We start from the raw sequence: 20,590 nt of genomic DNA on the forward strand, positions 1-20,590 counted from the left end.
TTTTTTCAACCTCTTAAAGAAAAATATTTTTTTGACAAAAAAATCAAACAAAGGCATTCCTAAAATACATGTCTATTTTTTATTCAGGGTACATTTTACATTCTAAAAATGATAATTATATAATTTTATCGACATATAATTATAAATAACTTAATAATTAACATTTTTAATATCAATTTAACAATGCGGTATTAAAAAAACTAACTTCCTAACTCGTCATTATGAAAGGACAAAAACTAAAATTTATTAAAGTATGCGCTCTGCTACTATTCCTTACTCAAGGAATAAGTTGGGTACATGCGCAAGAAACAATTTCTGGTATTATTACAGATGAACAAAAGACTCCTTTACCCGGAGTATCTATTATTGTTCAAGGTACCAAAAAGGGTGCCGTAACAGATTTTGATGGTAAATATTCCATCAATGCAACTATTGGAGAAACCCTGGTATTCTCCTATCTAGGCTTCAAAGATGAAAAACGTACTGTTTCTGTAAACAACAACACAATAAGTCTCTACATGAGAGAAGACTCTCAACAGCTAGAGGAGGTTGTTGTTGTAGGTTATGGTACACAGAAGAAGAAAGAGGTTACCGGGGCTGTCGCCAAAGTAGCATCTGAGGAACTAGTAAAAGTTGCCGTATCGGATATAGGAGCTGCTATACAAGGTAAAGTTGCTGGGGTAAACGTCCAAGCAGCCAGTGGGCGTCCAGGTGAGGCTGCTAACGTACAAATTCGTGGATTAGTTTCCTTAAATGGAGGAGAGCCGCTGTATGTTGTGGATAACATACCTCAAGAAGGAAACCCGAACCTCGCTCCTGAACAAATTGAATCTATCGATATTCTTAAAGATGGTGCATCAGCTTCTATTTATGGAGTGCGTGGTGCAGGGGGTGTAATTTTGATTACAACAAAACGTGGTAAAAAAGGTAAAATGAAGGTAGATGTAAATATGTTTACAGGTATCCAAAACATTACTTCGGGAACTCCATTATCAAGCACAGCCGATTATCTCTACGTTAGAGAGACTTCTGATGAAGTAAATGGTGTTGAGCCACAAACATTTAGAATAAATTCTAACGCCTTAGATTTTGACACAAACTTTGTGGATGAAGTACAAAATGACAATGCTGTTGTACAAAATTTTAATGTAAACTTATCTGGAGGTTCTGAAAACCTAACCTATAATTATAATACTACCTATTACAAGCAAGAAGGTACTATCATCAATTCAGATTTTGATCGTTTAACAAACCGTATTACTGGGCAGTTTACTAAAGGAAAATTTAAAGCTTTTGCATCTGCTAGTTTAACAACAGAAAACCGTAAGCAAGAACCATGGAATATCTTTGGATTTGCTATAGGTAATCCTCCCCACACAGCTCCTTTTAGTGCATTTGAGACTGATGGCCAAAATACAGTTCAATTAGATAATGTGGATAACGCTATATTTTATGGCTTTTTAGCACGTCAGTTAGATAATACTGATGATAGAGAAAATAAAAGCAGTAGTATTTCTTTAAATGCGGAGTACGAAATTTTAGATGGATTGAGTTACAAATTAAATATTGGCCGTAATGAGGGTCAGTATTTTAGAAAATTCTTTCAACCGCAGTATATAGCTTTAGACCGCAACGGAGATGAGGTTATATCTGGTTCCACACCACAGGCTAGTTTGCAATACAATCAATGGTTTTCTAAGAGAGAGACTATTGAACATATTTTAAATTATAAAAAATCTTTTGGAAAGCATAATTTAGATTTATTAGCAGTAGCTTCTTACGAAAAGTATCAATATAGAACCTTAAATACAGGTACGGTTTTTTCTAGGGATGCATCCAATGATGTACAGGTGTTAAATGCCGGATCCAGCCCACAGACTCCAAGTGAAAATAGAGAGGCGAATACTTTGGCAGGTAAATTAGGTAGAATACAATATAATTATGATGGCAAGTATCTTTTCAGTGCCAGTATTAGACGTGATGGTTCATCTAAATTTCCTGCAAAGAATAGATACGAAAACTTTTATGGTTTTTCTGCAGGATGGAATGTAAGCGATGAAGAATGGTTTAATGTAGATGCTATTAGCAATTTAAAAATTCGTGGTAGTTGGGCACAAGTAGGATTTAACGGTATTCCAGATTATGCATTTATACCCGTAATTGAATCTGGGGTAAATTATCCTTTTGGTGTTGATGAAAATTTACAGAACGGTTTAGTGCAACGTAGATTTGCAAATCCTGATGTACAATGGGAAACTCAAGTTTCTTCAAATATTGGCTTTGAGTTGGGCTTATATAAAAATAAGTTAAACATTACAGCAGATATTTATAAAAATGACAAGGAAGATATGCTACTTAATCAACTAACTGGTCCTTCTGCTGGTTTGTGGCAACCAGGTCATGCAAATGAATATGGGTCTATACCTGTCAATGCCGGTAATATGGTGAATAAGGGTGTGGAAGTTGCTGTTAACTATAAAGGTACAATAGGCGAAGATTTTAAATTTGGAATTTCTGGAACTTGGACTCTTAATGATAACAAGATTACCAATTTAAATGGTAAAGAACTTGGTCCTAATGGAGGTAGAATTAGGAATTTTGATGGTAGTACTAGTAATCTTGCAACAACTATTTTAAAATTAAATGATCCAGCTGGGTCTTTCTATTTATACCAACATGATGGCGTAATAAAAACACCAGAACAACTAGCTGAGTATCAACAATTAAATACATCTTCTATTGGTTCTCCTGAATTGGGAGATATAAGGTTTAAAGATCTTAATGGTGATAATAAAATTGATGATCAAGATCGTAGATTCTCTGGCTCTGGTATTCCACAATGGGAAGCTGGTTTAAATCTTGATTTTAGCTATAAAAGTTGGGATTTCGCCGTACAAGGTTATATGGCATACGGTACAGAAATATATAATGGTAATAAGGTGCTAGCTTATCAGGGCGGGCGTCATCAAGATCAAGTATTTCAATGGACCCCTCAGAATGCAAATTCTGATATTCCTACCTATAGAGGTAACCAACACTTTAACGTGCAACCATTTTCAGATTGGTTTTTAGAAGATGGTACGTATTTGCGTATTAGAGCCATGTCTTTAGGGTTTACTGTTCCAAACACACAAGATTATGGATTAGATAAAATTAGATTATACTTATCTTCTGTAAATCCTTTTACGTTTACCAATTATACGGGTTATGATCCTGAGGTAGGTGGTGATAGCCTATTTAATAGAGGAGTAGATAATGGAAATTATCCAATCGCTCGTCAATTTTTGATGGGAGTTCAATTAAGTTTCTAAAAAAAATAACTATGAAATCAATGAATAAAATAATAATTAAAAGTCTTGCACTTCTTGCGCTAGTTATTACTAGTTGTAACGAAAGTACATTTTTAGACGAACAAAATCCAAATGCGCTTACAGAAGCTAACTTTTGGAAAACAGAGACTGATTTTAATTCTGCACTTACTACAGTGTATGGTGCTTTACAGTACCGAGGAGTGAGTGGATCAGAATTGGTACAGGAGTTTGTACTAGGAGATATAGCTGGTACGCAACCTTGGTATCGTCCTTCTCCATTTAGAAATTTAACGTATAATAACGCTCAAAATCACGTTACGAACAAGTGGGAAGAGCTATATGTTGGTGTTTTTAGAGCAAACAGCATACTTTCTCAGTTAGAAATAGTTGAGGAAGATATTTTAAATGATGAGGCTAAAGCAAAAATTGAAGCGGAAGCTAGATTTTTGAGAGCGTTCTTTTATTTTCAAATTGTACACACCTATGGAGGTGCAATGATTCATGATGGAGTTGCGGAAACTTTGGCAGAATTGGACCAACCCCTATCAAGTATGGCTGATGTAAATACGCAGGTAATTATTCCAGATCTTGAATTTGCCATGAATAACTTACCTGAATCATGGGAAGCAGATCAAGTAGGTAGAGCTACATGGGGTGCGGCAACATCACTATTAGGCAAAGTGTATTTATATGACCAACAATGGGGTGAAGCAGCAACTTTATTCAAAGAAGTAATAGATTCTGGCATATATGGTTTAACACGTAATATTGAAGATAATTTTACGCACTTTAACGAATATAATGAAGAATCTATTTTTGAAGTAAACTTCTCATTCGATTTAGCCCCAGGAGCTGGTGGTGCCACTAAAGATAATACTACACAAGGCGGTCCAGCAGCTGAGGCAACTGCTATGTCTAATGAAATAGGTACCCTTGCACATGGTGCTTTTAACACGGTTCTTACTTCATATAGTTTGCATGAATTGTTAGTGCATGATGAGGTAGATCCAAACAACCCTATTAACGACGGTAATGTAGAATCTCGTAGAATGAATTATACCATTGCTCCAAAAAATGGGGAAGGTGATTATTATTTAGAACCATTTGCTGAATCTAAAGCTAGCTGGGGTGGTGGAATAAGTGCATACGTAAAAAAACATTCTAACTGGTATCATATGGAATCAGAGCCTTTAATGGGACGTAGTGGAATAAACTTTAGACATATTCGTTATGCAGATGTTCTATTAATGTATGCTGAAGCTATAATCAATGATAGTGGTGATCATATGACTGCCATTCAATATATCGATATGGTAAGAAGTCGTGCAGGTGTGTATACCTTACAACAGTATATGGATATGAATGGCGGAATGTTTCCAGCGTTTCATGTGAGTCCACAAGTTAATGATGGGAATCTAACTTTTGTTGCTCCTAATGCACAAACAGTGATGGAACATATTCAAAAAGTAGAGCGAAAAATAGAGCTTTGTTTTGAAGGGCACCGTTACAAAGATTTAGTTCGATGGGGCATCGTTAAAGAGGTTTTTGATGAATTACGTGCAGATGAAGTTTGGAGAAATGAGAATTTAGATATTTCTGGTGATGGTGTAGCTCCTTTATATATACCAGGATTTGTTCGACAAGATTTTCTGCTTTCTTCTGACAACTACCAATCGGATCAACACGACTATTTCCCAATCCCTACAGGAGAAGCGTTAAATAATCCAAATTTTAATAATTAAAATTGCTAGACATGAAACAAAATAAATTTTTAAGTATGCTTTTTATTCTAACGCTACTGTTTGTAGGTTGTGAAGAGCAAGAAGATTTGAATATAACTGATGTGAGCCATCGAGTTATTGTAACCTCCGAAATGAACTTTGAAAACAAAGTAATTGTTGGTGGAGATATTGATTTTGGGGATATATCCCGTGGTGTTGAATCTAGAACATGGACTTTACCTGCAAATGGAAACATTGTCGATGGAGGAAGTGGACAGACATCATCCGAAAATGTTATTAAAGCAAAATTTAATAAAGCAGGTGTTTATGATGTTGTACTTAATCAAAAATTCAAAGGAAATGTTTTTCGCAATGAAGATAGTAGTGAACCTAGCGATACTAGAGAGTTAGATACTACAATTGTAGTAACCGTACTAGACTCCATCTCTTCAGTATTAAAGGCACACCGTGTTAATCCAGATGGTAGTACTGGTACGGAGCTAAATTTAGCAGATAATGCCGAACATGAATTAGAAGCGAGTAATTTCATTCGATTAAGTTATACAGCAATTGGAGAACCTCAGAATATAAATTGGTCTTCTGATGGTGGAAAGCCCAATAAAATTAGTCATGAGCTTACAGATGATTTTGTAGATATGAAATTTAGCAAGTTAGGTTCTTGGGATTTACAATACATAGCTGATAGATTTCGCCCTACCGACGCCGATACCCTTTTCTTTGAAAAGTTAATAAAGGTGATTCCTTCTACTGCTCCCGTTACTCTGGATAGAGTTGCTGAAAGAGAGGATCTAATTACTTTAGAATTTAGTAGAGAAATAGATGCTGCAACGGTAAACGCTAATGATTTCGCGGTTCGTATAGAAAATAACACAGACGAAATGAATCCTATTGTGCTTACTCCTACAGTTGCATCTGTAAGTGTTGACAAAGATGAAGCTACTATTGTTATTTTAGAACTAGATGGAACACAACTTTATAACGATGACCAAGTTTATGTAAGTTATACTCCCGGAGCCCTAAGAACAACTGATGAAGTTGCATCTGAAGGTTTTACAGATGTACTATTAACAGATTTTGACCCTCTTATTAATATCTACCCTAATACCGCATATGATCACAGTTTTGAATCAACAGATGTTAGCAATTATCCTTATCAAAATTGGGGAGCTCCTTGGGATGGATTTGATATAAGTATGGACTTAGAGACTCCTCGCACAGGAGAGAAAAGTCTTAAGGTTAACTTAAGACCTAATGGTGGTATGATTGTTAGACCTGAGTCTGGAGGAAACCCTATTACTTTTCCAATAGAAACTGGTAAAAGATATGAATTTGGCTACTGGATATACATCGAAAGTGATTTAACTGCACTTCCAACTGGTAGTGAATCTGCAGATATTCAACTTTATGCGCATGACTGGAGTGGACCAAATCTGGTGCCAACTACATTTACTTCTGACATGCCTACAGGGGAGTGGTTTTACCAAAGTCAAATATTCGATGCAGGAGCTGGTCGTGACATAACTTGGTTAATTAGAGGATTTAACGAATTTCATGATAATGCTCTTGTCTTCTATTTAGATGACTTTTTCTTAGCTGAGGTTCCTGTTAGACCATAATTTTGAACGCGAAATTAGTAAAGCACTAATTAGAAATATTAGATGACTTATTAAAATAGCGTTATAAAGTTTAGTATATAAAAAAGGGGTAGTAATTTTAAATTACTACCCCTTTTATTTATCCCTTATTTCTGCAATTCCAATTTTAGTTAAGGATTTACTATGACAATACATAGAATTAGATCAAAGAGGTATTCTTATATTGTAAATTATCGTATTATTACTAATGACACATATTTTAAACTTGAATTTAAATAGTATAATCTATTAATTCTTATTGGTCTTAACATTAGGCCTATACAATCCTCTCACAGTATTTATATATAGATTTTAATTTCTAATTATGCCACAAATAACCCTTTCTAAAGCTTTTAAAGGACTTTTTGTATTTAATATATACATTATACATTACGACTCAAATATTTTGGATTAAGCATATATATCTTGGGCAAAAAAAGGACGCTTTCTTTTAGGAAGAAAAATGGGAGTAACTTTCTCTTTTAATAAAAGTCTAGGCTAACTAAATGTCATTTATAATCCTTAAAATTTTGTCATAAACTTAACAAGGTTAGTTCCTTTTTTTAAGTTTAATTTTTTTCTTAGTCTATACCTAGATGTATGGGCACTTTCTATTGTAATTCCCAATAAAGAAGACATTTCTTTACTAGAAAAACCAAGTTTAAGTAAGGCGCATAGCTTTAAATCTGTTTGACTTAAGGTTGGGTATTTATTTTGAATATTCTTGTAAAAATTTTGATTTACAGAAATAAACCTAGTTTCAAACTCTTTCCAGCTATCTCCAATAGAGTTTTGAAAACTATTAACCATACTATGTATTGCCCTAACATCAATATCTTCCCCTTTGGCAATACTATTTTTTAATTTAACTATAAACTCTTCCTTTTCTATTAATTGCAGTACAGAAGTTGTAAGTTCTCTATTCTTTAACTTCATAACCTCATTAATTTTTTCCTTTTCCAAATTATTTTTTCTTCTTAGATTTCTAAAAAAAAGAAAACCATACAGTAACAAAAAAACAATGACCGCTGTCATTAAAATATTTCGTAAAAAACTAATTCTTTTTTGGGTTTCAAGTTTTTGAATTTTTGCCTCATTAAGCATTTCTATTTCCTTTTCTTTTTGAAGCCTATATTTATCCTTTATTTCTATTAAATGCTTATTGTTTTTACTACTTCTTCCAAATATTTTTTCATTTAATTTTTCAGCTTTATCTTTATACATAAACGCTTCTTTATAATTACCACTATTATAATATAGTTCTGATAAAATATCATAATTAAATAATTTATATCCTAAATGCTTATTATACTTTTCAGAGAAAGCAAGAGAGTTTTTAAATGAATTTATTCCTTTACTATAATCCCCTTTATGCGTATATATTTTGCCAAAAAGAAAATGAATAATGGATAGATATGAAGGGTCTTTTTTTGCAAAATAATCTTTAGCTTTATTTAATTTACTAAGAGATTCTTTGTAATCTTTTTTTACAATTGCATTATAATAAGCAACTTCGGACTCTACATAAATGGATTTTTCATTAGGCCCTATTTCTTTTAAGGTTACCTTGCAGCTGTCTAAATAAACTTTAGCCATTTTTAAGTTATTATTTACTCGGTAACAATTAACTATTGCAAAATAGTTACTAACTAAATAATCATTTCCAATTTTTTTTTGCTTAACCAATTTTTTTTTAAGCTTTAAAGATCTATTAAAATAATCTAAAGACTCTTGTTCCCTTCTATAGGAATTATATAACCAGCCTAATTCCTGATAAATCATAGACTTAGAAATAGTATCACTAGACAAATCGGCAAGAATTAAAGCATCCCAATAACCGTCATAGGATTTTCCATAATCTAATATATTACTGTAAAGTGCAGATAGTTGACATAAACTATTAATCAAGTTTAATGTGTCTTTTTCTTTACTATAATTATCAATACCCCTATTTAAATAATAAACAGCACTATCTATATTTTTTTCTGTTAACTGCCTTGCCTTTTCAATATACTTATTTGTTACATAAGGTTCTTGCCCATTTGCATATGTACATAATATGCATAAAATAATGATGAACACTTTTTGTAACCCCATACCATTTTTCATTTTCTAAAATTTTACTTCATATCTATTTATATGACAGTACTATCCAAATTTAATACTGAACAAATTCAATGCTGTTAATGTCTAACTCAATATAATATTTGATTAGTTATAATCCATTATAATTACACTCCTTTTTAGGAATGTTCAGTTTTAATTCATCAAAAAATAAGGGTTTTTCACCTTATTAAATTCATTTTTGTATAAAAAGAAGTTAAAAAAATATCAATATAGCAATGACTATTAAAATCCTATTAGAAATAATTTAAATAAATCAAAATGAAATTAAAAAAAAGAATACTCACTTTTCTGTCCCTTTCAACGTTACTAATTACGACTTATTCTACTGCACAAAATACATCCTCTACAAATTCCCAAAAATTAGAAATCTCTAAAATAAGCAAAGAACAAATAGATCATTTAGGCATAACAGATGTAAACCATTTAAGCGCAGCATCTAAAAGAGCTTTAAAGTGGCCTACAGACCTTGGCAACGAATGGTTTGTAGAGTTTTCTAACCTAAGTCCCTTAAAAGGAGATTTAGCCTATGAAGAAGGGGTAGTACGTAGAGATCCTAGTGCCATGATAAAAGAGAATGGCAAATATTATGTATGGTATTCTAAAAGTACCGGGCCAACACAAGGGTTTGGAGGCGATGTTGAAAACAAAAAAGTTTTTCCTTGGGATCGTTGCGACATTTGGTATGCAACTTCTGAAGATGGAGAAACATGGAAAGAAGAAGGCCTAGCTGTTGCTAGAGGAAAAAAAGGAGAATATGATGACAGGTCTGTGTTTACAGTTGAGATAATGAAACATGAAAACAAATACTATTTATCTTATCAAACCGTAAAATCTCCATATACAGTTCGAGTAAAAAACCAAATAGGATTAGCTTGGTCTAATTCTCCAAATGGTCCATGGACAAAAAGTAAAGAACCTATACTTAGCCCCGCAGATAATGGAATATGGAAAGGAGAAAAACAAGATAGATTTGCTGTAGAACAAAAAGGTGATTTTGATAGTCATAAAGTACATGACCCTTGTATAATACCTTATAAAGGTAAATTTTATCTTTATTATAAAGGGGAGCAAATGGGAGAAGAAATTACTTTTGGAGGTAGGCAAATACGTCATGGTCTTGCCATAGCAGATAAGCCAGAAGGCCCTTATATAAAATCTCCTTACAACCCAATAAGTAATAGTGGACATGAAATTTGTGTTTGGCCATATAATGGAGGTATTGCGGCATTAATAACTACAGACGGTCCAGAAAAAAATACTATTCAATGGTCTCTAGATGGTATAAATTTTGAAATAATGTCTGTAATACCAGGAGTAAAAGCTCATGCAATTGGCCTTAACAGAGCAAGTGATAATGAAAAAGAGCCAACAGAAATATTAAGATGGGGCTTATCTCATATGTATAATAGCTGGGACTATCAAAGTATTATGAGTTTTACATCAAAAACAAAAAAACAGCATAGAGCTAAAGGAGAGTAACTACAAAAAATAATGAGCAAAAAGGGTAGTTTCTAAAAATAGTTACTACCCTTTTTTTATTACATAACTAACCTTAAAGATAAACTATATAAAAAAAACAACTACTAAATAAGCAATACTATAGATATATAATTTCAGTATAAAAGTAAACGCAACTTGTATTATGATAAGAAAAACAAATAGAAAGAAAGAAATGAATTTTGTCTTAGTCCTTATTATACTAGGTCTGTTTTCATGTCAAAACAAAAAATCAGAAAAATACGAAAGTGCATCCTATAAACGATTTCGTGAAAACAAGGTAGTCTATGAAAAATATAATGAGTTTAACACCCAATTTACATTTAAAAAAATTGAAGGTTTTGATTTTGAAAAAGGAGTGGAGCGCTATTACCCCTCAAGTATTATAAAAAAAGATAGTACATACTTCATGTGGTATTCAAAACCTAAATTAAATACTAAAGTAGTTGGACCAAACAACGCAAATGACAGTTTAAGAGCTTTTCATTGGGATTTATGTGATATTTGGTATGCAACATCTTCCGACGGATTTAAATGGGAAGAACAAGGTGCAGCTGTTTCTCGTGGCAAAGTGGGCAACTATGATCATCGTAGTGTATTTAATCCAGAAATATTGTTTGCTAATGGCAAGTACTACTTAGCTTATCAGGCGGCTAAAAGTATAAAAGATGCTCGATGGTCCAAATTATTTATTACATCAGGAGATTTTACCCCAAATGTTATTGGGATGTCCGTAGCAGATTCCCCGAATGGTCCTTGGAAAGCCTTAGATGAACCCATTCTACAACCAGGCTCACAAAAGGAATGGGATGCAGAAGTTATACATGAACCTACTTTTTTTGTTAAAGGAGGACAATACTTTCTATATTACAAAAGTCATGGGCGACTACCGTGGACTACTAATATTTCTCCAGGAGAATATAATAAAGAACATGCAGACATACCACTTTCCACTGGCGTTGCCATAGCAAATAATCCAGAAGGTCCGTATGTTAAATCTAAATATAACCCAGTCTTAATGGGTGGTCATGGTAGTATGGTATGGCCATATCGTAATGGTGTTTGTGCAACATTACCCGAGGGGCCAGAAAGAAATAGTATCCTATTTGCTGAAGATGGAATAAATTTTTATCCTGTTATTCAGGGGCTTACCATTCCTAAAGGTGGTGGAACATATAGACCCGGAAAATTTACAGATGTTAATGTAGAACCAGGACAAGGTATAACCTGGGGAATTAGCCATAAGTTATTTCCTTACTATCATTTTGTACGTTTTGAGTGTAATTTATCTTTAGAAAATGGCAATAAAGTTAGAGAAAAGCATAATATGATTAAGGATTATAAAAATAGTATCGACTATAAATATGACTCTCGATTAAAGACTACAAATTAAAACTAAACCATAAAAATTAAAAAGGGCATAACATTATGCTATGCCCTATACTCAAAACTAAACTTAACTCAAATTCTTAATATATTCTACTTATCATTTAACTTCCATGTACGTACCCAATCTACACGCATAGTATTTTTAGAATCATTGTTTAATTCTTCTTTTTGCGGTAGACCTCCCAAATAACATTCTGTAGAAGTCCACATATCAAATATTAACTCTAAATCTCTTGTAAAATCTTGATTAGTTGTAACAGTACCAGCTTCTTCCCCATTTAAATAAAATTGCACAGTTCTAGCATCTTTCCACCAGGCGCCTACAATATGGTATGTTTCATCCCAAGTTTTGTCTTTATTAGGATTGGCATCAGATAACATCCTAGTATCAAAATTATCTTCATGCCTTTCCGTTACACCTGATTTAGCAATAAAGTATTGTGAATTCATCTGTGTAGGGAAATCCCAAGGTGTCCATGGAAAATTACTTGGTTTTGTTGTTTGATCGCTACATTCTGGCGTTGGGTTCGCATTATTCTCAACAACATCAATCTCATCCCTATTATCTATATCTCCATTATTTAACCAAAAAGTATTAAAAGCAGAAATACTAGAAGTTTTCATACTACATTCTGTGTACATTGGGTAACTAATTTGAGTTTTTGAATGTACACGGGCAGTTTGAAACCAGTTAGAAGGATCATCTCGAAGTGTAGCCTTAATACAAAGTTTACCGTCTTCTACAAAAGAATTTTCCTCGCGCATCCATACCGGCGTATTACCGTAATTCCAAAAAGAATTAAACCACTTATCCTCATCCCAAGCATCAAATTCATCTGACATTTCTTCTACCTTTTCCCATTTTTTACCTTCTGGGGTTTTATCTATAACAGAAACAAATGACGGTAAATTAGGGTCTAAATCTGAAAGTTCAAATGGTTCAATAGTATCCTTATCGTCATCTTTTACAGGATCTTTAACCTCTTTTTTCTCTTCCTCTCCATTTTCTGAACTAGAGGAACAAGAAAAAAAAAGACCTGTAATAGCAAAAAATGCAATTAAATATATTTTCATGCTTATTAATTTTAAAAAAGTTCTTTTTGTTGTTGTGTTAGTGAATCTATCTCTCTTATCTTAATATCTTTAAAAAACACTTCGGCAGCTTCACTTTGTAATTGTATTTTACCTTTAGTCAATGGTATTGCTTTCCCATTTTCATCTATATATCTAGAGTTTTTTAATATCATTACAACTTCTCCATTAACTACGTGCAAACTTTTACCTTCAAAACAAATTAAATCGATTGTATTCCATTCATCATGTTTTTTTTCAAAGTCACCACTACGTAAACAGTAATTTTTATAAGGGCTACCCATACCAATTGGTAAAAAGTCTTGATTCTTATTTGCAGACGGATCTAAAACAGACTCGGGTTTATATGCTCTAATATCTATAGCAGAATTTGCTTGACTCCAAAAATCTCCAGTATGCCCTTCCATAATTTGAAACTCTTGAGATAACATCCATGAGCGCCAATACTCTACAGCCATTGGGCCTATAGAATGATATAAAATACCAGAATCTTTGAGCAAATCTTTACGATAAGCCCATTTTTGATTTCCCCATTTATATTTTAACTGAAAATGGTAATTCTTATATTCTTTTTTTGTTATTAAACAGCCATAATATTCCCCTGTATTTTTTATAATAGTATCTTCCCCTTCTTGTAAAGTTGTAAAAACACTATAACCTTTATTGTTTATACCTATAGGCATAATTTCTTCACCATTCTTATCTTTTGGCACCGAACCATCATAACCAACTTGGTGTTGGTAACTTAAATAAGTATCCCACTGTGTTAATTCTTTATCTATTAATTCTTCCCACTCATAAACCTCATCAAGATTTTGTTTTTCTTTTTTTTCTTGATTACAAGAAATTAAAAGTAAAAGTATAGGCAAAACGTTTTTACAAAGTTTCATACTATTAATTAGTTAATTATTTAAAGTTAAATTCTATTGAAGAAAAATAAATATGTTATTCTGCGAACTATAAAATGTATTACTACAATACATATTTTAATAAAATATACTCTAGTAATATTACAAAAAAACCTAGCAAAGCTTACTATAATACAGTAGTTTAAGTGTGTTGTCTAGTTTTTATTCATGGAAAAAACTAACAACAGCAAAAACAGCAATTTTAAAATTTAATATATTCAGTTTTTATCTATGTATGTTTAGCTGCCAACTTTAATAATTTGTTTTATTTTTAAGAAAACAATATTTAATATGAAAATTTATAGTAGTAAGAGTAAAAAAGAAAAAGGTTGGGCAAACACTATTTTAAAATGTTGTTTTCTAACAATGTTTATTTTTTTAGGAACAAATAATATTTTTGCTCAGAGTAAGGATGCAAAAATTACAACTAAAGAAGAGAAAACAAAGGCAAGAGTTATTGGTTTAAAAAATATTTGTGTACACGTACTTCAACTAGAAAAAACTCTAAAACTTTACCGCGAAATTCTTGGTTTTAAAATGGTTGATGCAGAAGTTTTTCACGGACCTGGTCTTGAAGGTATGTTAGCGATGAAGTTAAAAGCCGATGATTTAACTATTGGATTATCACTTACTTCTCCAGAATTTATAGATACCATTGGCCCTATAGGAAACACGAACCACAATCACTTTATGCTTAAAGTAAATGATATTGTGCCTATTGGAGATATGTTAAAAGAAGAAGGTTACGAGTTAGAAAATGAAAATTATGCTAAAGATAAATACACCTTTTTTGTAGGTCCAAATGGAGAAATCATTGGTTTATCTGCATGGGATTAATACTAGTAGCATTACAGTAGTAAAAACAAAAAATATTATAAAAGCCTTTACAATTTTGTAGAGGTTTTTTGTTTATTATATTCCCTACAATTACAAAACATAAAATTTAAAACTAATATACTTATGACTTCTAAAAATAAATTTATCCTCTTTATATTATTATCCATCATAATTTCTTCTTGCAACTCCCAAAAAAAAGTTGGCGGTTTAGCACTCTATACTGTTAGAGATGCTATGGGAGTAAATGCTAAAAACACCTTAAAAGAAATTGCAAAAACCGGTTATAAAAATATAGAAGCTGCAGGATACAATGATGGAAAGTTTTATAATATGACTCCTAAATATTTTAAAACATTTTTAGAAGAAATACAATTAAACCCAATTAGTAGTCATCATAGTAGTGTTACTCTTGAAAACGCAGATAAAATGATGGCAAATGTTAAAGCTGCAGGCTTTAAGTATTTTGTAGTGCCTATACCTCCTATGGGAATGTTCCAATACAACAATTCGAATAATACTATGAGTATGAAAGGAACCGCTGCAGAATTGGCAAACATTTTGGATACTTTAGGAAAAAAAGCTAATGCAGCTGGTTTAGAGTTATTATATCATAACCATGATTTTGAATTTAAAAAAAATAGTAATGGCGTTGTTATTATAGACTATTTATTAAAGAACTGTAACCCTGAGTATGTTAATTTTCAAATGGACCTTTTTTGGGTTACAAAAGCTGGAGCAGACCCTATAGTGTATTTTAATAAATATCCTGGAAGGTTCATAATATGGCACGTTAAAGATATGGATGCACAAGGAAGATTTGCTCCAGTGGGTAAAGGGTCTATAGATTTTGCACGTATTTTAACTCAAAAAGAAGCTTCTGGCATGAAATATTATATGGTAGAACAAGATGCTACATATGATAATTTAAAACCCATAGAAGCCATAAAAATAAGTCATAAAGCACTTAGTAATATTGGTTTTGAGTAAGATTATTATTTTATAATTAAAATTTATAAATTAAACTTAAATATCAATATGGTATATGTTTTCTAAATCCTGAAATATATAAGTCAATTTATTCAAAACTTACTAAAAACAAAAAAATCCAATCTAAATAAATAGATTGGATTTCGCTTTTTGCTCCCCCTCTTGGGCTCGAACCAAGGACCCTCTGATTAACAGTCAGATGCTCTAACCAACTGAGCTAAGGAGGAGTGTTATTTTTGCTTTAGTAACCCAAAGCGGGTGCAAATATAAATGTTTTTTCAAATTCACCAAACAATTTTTTATTGTTTTTATTTTACAAGCCATTTATATAAATCATTACCATTGGCAAACAATAATAAAGCTATTAAAATAAAGAAGCCTGTCATTTGTGCATACTCCATAAATTTATCACTAGGCTTTCTTCCAGTAATCATCTCATATAATAAAAACATTACGTGTCCGCCGTCTAAAGCTGGTATAGGTAATATGTTCATAAATGCCAAAATAATAGAAATAAACGCTGTTGCGCTCCAAAAAGCTGGCCAGTTCCAAGCATCTGGAAAAATACCTGCAATTGCAGCAAAACCACCTACTCCTTTATAAGCTCCTGTTGAAGGGTTAAATATTTTTTTCATCCCCTTTATATAATCCGACAAGGTTTTTATTCCTTTATCTATACCTGCTGGTATAGATTCTACAAAAGAATACTTTACTTTCTCTATCTTAAAATATCCTTTGTCCTGGTATTGTTGCATTGTCATTGCTCCTAATGCAACACCTAAAGTTGCTTCTGAACTTACTTTTGCAGCAATAGTCTCTACATCGCCACCTTCTCTTTTTAAAGTTACTTGTATGTCTTTTCCTTTATTTTCTTCTAATAATGGTTTTACTTGATCTAAATAAGTAACATCTGTATCGTTTATTTTTAAAACAACATCATTTTTACGAAAATCTGTGTCTTTATTTACAGACCCCTCTGAAATTTCATTTACTATAAATGGTTGCCTTAAGCTTAGAAAACGCATTTTATCTTCGTCTTCTATTAATTTAGCAATAAAATCTTCTGGGATTTCTTGCTCAAAAGTTTTACCGTCTCTTTTAATAGTAATAGTATTACCATAAGCAATACCACCAACCATACTACTAAACCTTTCTATCTTAACACCATCTATTGCTACTATTAAATCTCCTGTTTTAACTCCTAATTTATCTCCTATAGCTTGTTCTGTTACCCAAAAACCATCTTTTAAACTGGTAGCAGAAATATACTCATCGCCATAAGACCATGCCATTCCTATATATATTATTACCGCCAATATAAAATTAACTGTTACCCCACCTAACATAATAATTAAGCGTTGCCAAGCTGGTTTGCTTCTAAATTCCCATTCTTTTGGTTCTTCGGCCATGGCCTCTGTGTCCATACTTTCATCAATCATCCCAGATATTTTAACATACCCACCTAAAGGCAACCAACCTATCCCATATACGGTTTCTCCTATCTTCTTCTTAAACAAAGAGAACTTAACATCAAAAAACAGATAAAATTTCTCTACTCTAGTTTTAAATAATTTAGCTGGTATAAAATGCCCCAATTCATGCAATACAATCAATAGAGATAGACTTAAAAAGAATTGGATAGTTTTAATTAAAATTGGATTCATTTTTGTTTTGTATCGTTAAAATCGGCTCAAAAATACATCTTTACAAAGTCTTAAAAAAAGAAACTACCTTTAGGGCAGCGTTTTTATGATATTATTAGCAACAATATAACTTTCTTTATTTGGATTACTAAACCACGCTAATGTACCTTTGTATAAAAAATTATGCTTTCTTTTTTTAGTAAATACAAGTTATTTGGATTAGTTATGCTAGCACTTTCTGGTATAATAATTTACTTGTTTTATACGGCGCTAACTCCTAAAAAAACACTTCCAATTTATCAACCAGCTATGGTTAACTCAGAATTAGTAGATAGTACACTACAGTATGTAAAAAAATACCACAGCATAGCTAACTTCTCGTTAACTAACCAAAATGGGGAAACAATTACGCAAGAAAATTATAAGAACAAAATTTATATAGCCGATTTCTTTTTTACCACTTGCCCCACTATTTGCCCTATAATGACCAAAAACATGGGCGTAATACAATCTAAAATAGTAAAGGACACCGATGTTTTACTACTATCCCACTCCGTAACTCCAGATATAGATTCTGTTGCACAATTAAAAAAATATGCACTAGAAAAAGGAGTAATAGATACTAAATGGAATTTAGTTACTGGCAGTAAAAAAGAAATCTACGATTTGGCAAGAAAGTCTTATTTAGCCGTTAAAACAGATGGAGATGGCGGCCCTTTTGATATGATACATACAGAGAATTTTATACTTGTAGATAAAGAAAAGCGTATAAGAGGTTTTTATGATGGTACAAAAACTGAAGACATAGAGAAATTAGTATCCGATTTAAAGATTCTTAAAAAAACCTACATAGAATAAAAGCTTCTCAAGAAATTTTACATATTGCCTTATTAGAATTCGGGTTTTTGACTTACTTTTGCTCTTAATTAAAATGAATCTAAATAAACATTAGTGACTACAGTTGCAAACTTAAAAAGAGGAGAAAAAGGTATTATCAAAGATTTTGCTTATGATTCTCTTCCTATAAAATTACTAGAACTTGGTTGTTTACCAGGTAATATGGTAGAGCTTGTACAAGTAGCCCCACTAAAAGACCCTATTTATATAAATGTAAATGGTTCTCATATTGCTATAAGACGCGCTATGGCTTTAAAGATTAAGTTAGATCTTATAGAAGAATAACCTATGAGTAAACAAATAAATGTAGCCCTCATAGGCAACCCTAATACAGGAAAAACCTCAGTTTTTAACCAACTAACAGGATTAAACCAAAAAGTTGGTAATTATCCGGGCATAACGGTAGAAAAAAAAGAGGGAGTTTGCAAACTACCAAGAGGAGTAAAAGCACATATAATAGATTTACCTGGCACCTACAGTTTAAACACTACTTCTTTAGATGAAAGTGTAGCGGTAGAGTTATTGTTAAACAAGAACGATAAAAACCACCCAGATTTAGCCATTGTTGTTTCTGATGTAGAAAACCTTAAACGAAATCTTTTACTTTTTACGCAAATAAAAGACCTTAAAATTCCGACCCTTTTAGTCATTAACATGGCAGACCAAATGGCCAAAAAAGGGATTGTTATTGCTATAGAACTTCTAGAAAAAAAATTAGACACTAAAATTGCACTAGTAAGTTCTAGAAAAGGAACAGGAATAGACAAATTAAAAGAGCTTATAACAGATTATAAAAATTTGTCTACAACACCTTGCCTAGATACTACCAAAATTGATGCTCAGTATTTTAACAACTTACAACAAGCTTTTCCTAAAGAAGATTTATACAAACTTTGGTTAGTTATTACGCAAGATGTAAACTTTATGCCTATTGAAAAAAAGGTAATACCAGATACATCTTCTTTTTCTACAAAATCTAAATCAGAACTTAAAAGGCTCCAACAAAAAGAAACTATTTTAAGGTATAAATTTATAAATGAAACCTTAAAAGAAGCCTATCATGTAGATGTTAATGCTGCTACTGGAGTGAGAGCTAGCTTAGATAAAGTGCTTACTCATAAAATATTTGGGTATGTAATTTTCTTTCTTATCCTTCTTCTTATTTTCCAAGCAATTTATGATTGGAGTAGTTACCCAATGGATTTTATAGACGAATTTTTTGCAACAGCTAGTGAATGGGTTAAAAACACATTACCACAAGGAGCATTTACAAATTTAATTGCCGAAGGTATATTAGCTGGTATTGGTGGTATTGTAATTTTCATACCCCAAATTGCCTTTTTATTTTTATTCATTGCCCTATTAGAAGAAACAGGTTATATGAGTAGAGTTGTTTTTTTAACAGACCGTATAATGCGTCCTTTTGGATTAAGTGGTAAGAGTATAGTACCACTAATTTCCGGGACTGCATGTGCAATTCCTGCTGTAATGGCCACAAGAACTATAGAAAACTGGAAAGAACGTTTAATAACCATCTTAGTAACTCCTTTTACAACTTGTTCTGCGCGTTTACCAGTATATTTAATAATTATCTCTCTTGTAATTCCTGAAGGAAGGTTTTTAGGCCTAAGTTACCAAGCCTTAACGCTAATGCTACTTTACTTATTAGGGTTTGCAGCATCTATAGTATCTGCAATGATATTAAACAAAATATTAAAAATTAAAAGTAGGTCTTTCTTTGTAGTAGAAATGCCAAATTACAAACTTCCCTTATTTAAAAACGTAGCACTTACTGTTTGGGAAAAAACCAAAAGTTTTGTATTTGGAGCAGGTAAAATTATTTTAGCTATTTCTATAATTATTTGGTTTTTAGGGTCTAATGGCTTTTCTGAAAATTATAAAAATGCAGACACAATTATAGAAAATAAAATAGAAAAAGAAGGATTATCTTCTTTTAATCAAGAAAGTATTGTAGAAAATTTAGCAATCTACAAAAAAGTTTTACTAGAAAGTAAAGACAAAACACTTTATAAAACAAACCCAGCATTATTAAAAGATTCCCTAAAACTAAAAGGTATAGAACTTTACAAGCAAGCTAAAAACCAAGAAATAGCAAGTTATAAATTAGAAAACTCCTATATGGGGTATCTTGGGAAAGCCATAACACCTGTTGTAGAACCATTAGGTTATGACTGGAAAATAGGAATAGCTGTACTAACCTCCTTTGCTGCCAGAGAAGTATTTGTAGGTACTTTAGCAACCATTTATAGTGTTGGTAGTGATGAAGAAAATACTATAAAAAACCGAATGGCAGCAGAAATTAATCCTGTAACTAAAAAGCCTTTATTTAATCTTGCCTCTGGGGTTTCTCTACTTTTATTCTATGCTTTTGCAATGCAATGTATGAGTACTTTAGCTATTGTAAAAAGAGAAACAAACTCCTGGAAATGGCCTGCAGGACAACTAGTTTTTATGAGCATTTTTGCTTATATTGTAGCTTTAGCAGCATACCAAATATTAAATTAA

At 32.0% G+C, this 20,590-nt stretch carries 14 protein-coding genes and 1 tRNA gene; 10 read left to right on the top strand and 5 right to left on the bottom strand.

Annotation, left to right across the window (positions count from 1 at the left end):
- The first annotated feature begins 221 nt into the window (after positions 1-221).
- Genes CLV91_RS03140 through CLV91_RS03150 form a run of 3 tightly spaced genes read left to right on the top strand, consistent with a single transcriptional unit; the run spans position 222 to position 6,669 of the window.
- A complete protein-coding gene (locus tag CLV91_RS03140) occupies positions 222-3,311 on the top strand; it encodes a SusC/RagA family TonB-linked outer membrane protein (protein ID WP_245987132.1) in 3,090 nt (1,029 codons plus the stop codon).
- Positions 3,312-3,322: 11 nt separating this feature from the next.
- Positions 3,323-5,053, top strand: coding sequence for a RagB/SusD family nutrient uptake outer membrane protein (locus CLV91_RS03145; RefSeq protein ID WP_121063882.1), 1,731 nt, complete (start codon positions 3,323-3,325; stop codon positions 5,051-5,053).
- A gap of 11 nt (positions 5,054-5,064) precedes the next feature.
- On the top strand, positions 5,065-6,669 hold the full coding sequence (locus CLV91_RS03150; protein ID WP_121063884.1) for a carbohydrate binding domain-containing protein: 1,605 nt from the start codon (positions 5,065-5,067) through the stop codon (positions 6,667-6,669).
- Positions 6,670-7,209: 540 nt separating this feature from the next.
- Here the strand turns inward: CLV91_RS03150 and CLV91_RS03155 are convergent.
- A complete protein-coding gene (locus CLV91_RS03155; protein ID WP_121063886.1) occupies positions 7,210-8,796 on the bottom strand; it encodes a hypothetical protein in 1,587 nt (528 codons plus the stop codon).
- A gap of 276 nt (positions 8,797-9,072) precedes the next feature.
- Between CLV91_RS03155 and CLV91_RS03160 the strand changes: the two genes are divergently transcribed.
- Together CLV91_RS03160 and CLV91_RS03165 are read left to right on the top strand one after the other, a co-directional pair.
- On the top strand, positions 9,073-10,293 hold the full coding sequence (locus CLV91_RS03160; protein ID WP_121063888.1) for a glycoside hydrolase family 117 protein: 1,221 nt from the start codon (positions 9,073-9,075) through the stop codon (positions 10,291-10,293).
- A 163-nt stretch (positions 10,294-10,456) separates the two neighbouring features.
- Complete coding sequence (locus CLV91_RS03165) at positions 10,457-11,704, top strand: glycoside hydrolase family 117 protein (protein ID WP_121063890.1); 1,248 nt, start codon at positions 10,457-10,459, stop codon at positions 11,702-11,704.
- An 86-nt stretch (positions 11,705-11,790) separates the two neighbouring features.
- Here CLV91_RS03165 and CLV91_RS03170 read toward each other — a convergent pair whose 3' ends face one another.
- Together CLV91_RS03170 and CLV91_RS03175 are read right to left on the bottom strand one after the other, a co-directional pair.
- The gene (locus CLV91_RS03170) at positions 11,791-12,774 is read right to left on the bottom strand and encodes a LamG domain-containing protein (RefSeq protein ID WP_121063892.1); all 984 of its coding nucleotides are present in this window, start codon (positions 12,772-12,774) and stop codon (positions 11,791-11,793) included.
- Positions 12,775-12,785: 11 nt separating this feature from the next.
- Positions 12,786-13,682, bottom strand: a complete 897-nt coding sequence (locus tag CLV91_RS03175) for a 3-keto-disaccharide hydrolase (RefSeq protein ID WP_121063894.1) — start codon at positions 13,680-13,682, stop codon at positions 12,786-12,788.
- A gap of 309 nt (positions 13,683-13,991) precedes the next feature.
- Here CLV91_RS03175 and CLV91_RS03180 point away from each other — a divergent pair, with 309 nt between their 5' ends.
- Together CLV91_RS03180 and CLV91_RS03185 are read left to right on the top strand one after the other, a co-directional pair.
- Complete coding sequence (locus CLV91_RS03180) at positions 13,992-14,537, top strand: VOC family protein (protein WP_121063896.1); 546 nt, start codon at positions 13,992-13,994, stop codon at positions 14,535-14,537.
- Positions 14,538-14,660: 123 nt separating this feature from the next.
- The gene (locus CLV91_RS03185; protein WP_121063898.1) at positions 14,661-15,524 is read left to right on the top strand and encodes a sugar phosphate isomerase/epimerase family protein; all 864 of its coding nucleotides are present in this window, start codon (positions 14,661-14,663) and stop codon (positions 15,522-15,524) included.
- Between the two features lie 153 nt (positions 15,525-15,677).
- On the opposite strand, the gene CLV91_RS03190 is transcribed toward CLV91_RS03185, so the two are convergent.
- Positions 15,678-15,751, bottom strand: a tRNA-Asn gene (locus tag CLV91_RS03190).
- 81 nt (positions 15,752-15,832) lie between these two features.
- The gene (rseP, locus tag CLV91_RS03195; protein ID WP_121063900.1) at positions 15,833-17,188 is read right to left on the bottom strand and encodes an RIP metalloprotease RseP; all 1,356 of its coding nucleotides are present in this window, start codon (positions 17,186-17,188) and stop codon (positions 15,833-15,835) included.
- Between the two features lie 162 nt (positions 17,189-17,350).
- Between rseP and CLV91_RS03200 the strand changes: the two genes are divergently transcribed.
- From CLV91_RS03200 to feoB, 3 genes are all read left to right on the top strand, one after another.
- Complete coding sequence (locus CLV91_RS03200; protein ID WP_121063902.1) at positions 17,351-18,025, top strand: SCO family protein; 675 nt, start codon at positions 17,351-17,353, stop codon at positions 18,023-18,025.
- Between the two features lie 93 nt (positions 18,026-18,118).
- Entirely contained in the window at positions 18,119-18,349 is a 231-nt protein-coding gene (locus CLV91_RS03205) for a FeoA family protein (protein WP_121063905.1), read from the top strand.
- Positions 18,350-18,352: 3 nt separating this feature from the next.
- Positions 18,353-20,590, top strand: a complete 2,238-nt coding sequence (gene feoB, locus CLV91_RS03210; RefSeq protein ID WP_121063907.1) for a ferrous iron transport protein B — start codon at positions 18,353-18,355, stop codon at positions 20,588-20,590.

The organism is Maribacter vaceletii, from assembly GCF_003634105.1.
In the GTDB taxonomy this organism is placed as follows: Bacteria; Bacteroidota; Bacteroidia; order Flavobacteriales; family Flavobacteriaceae; genus Maribacter_B; species Maribacter_B vaceletii.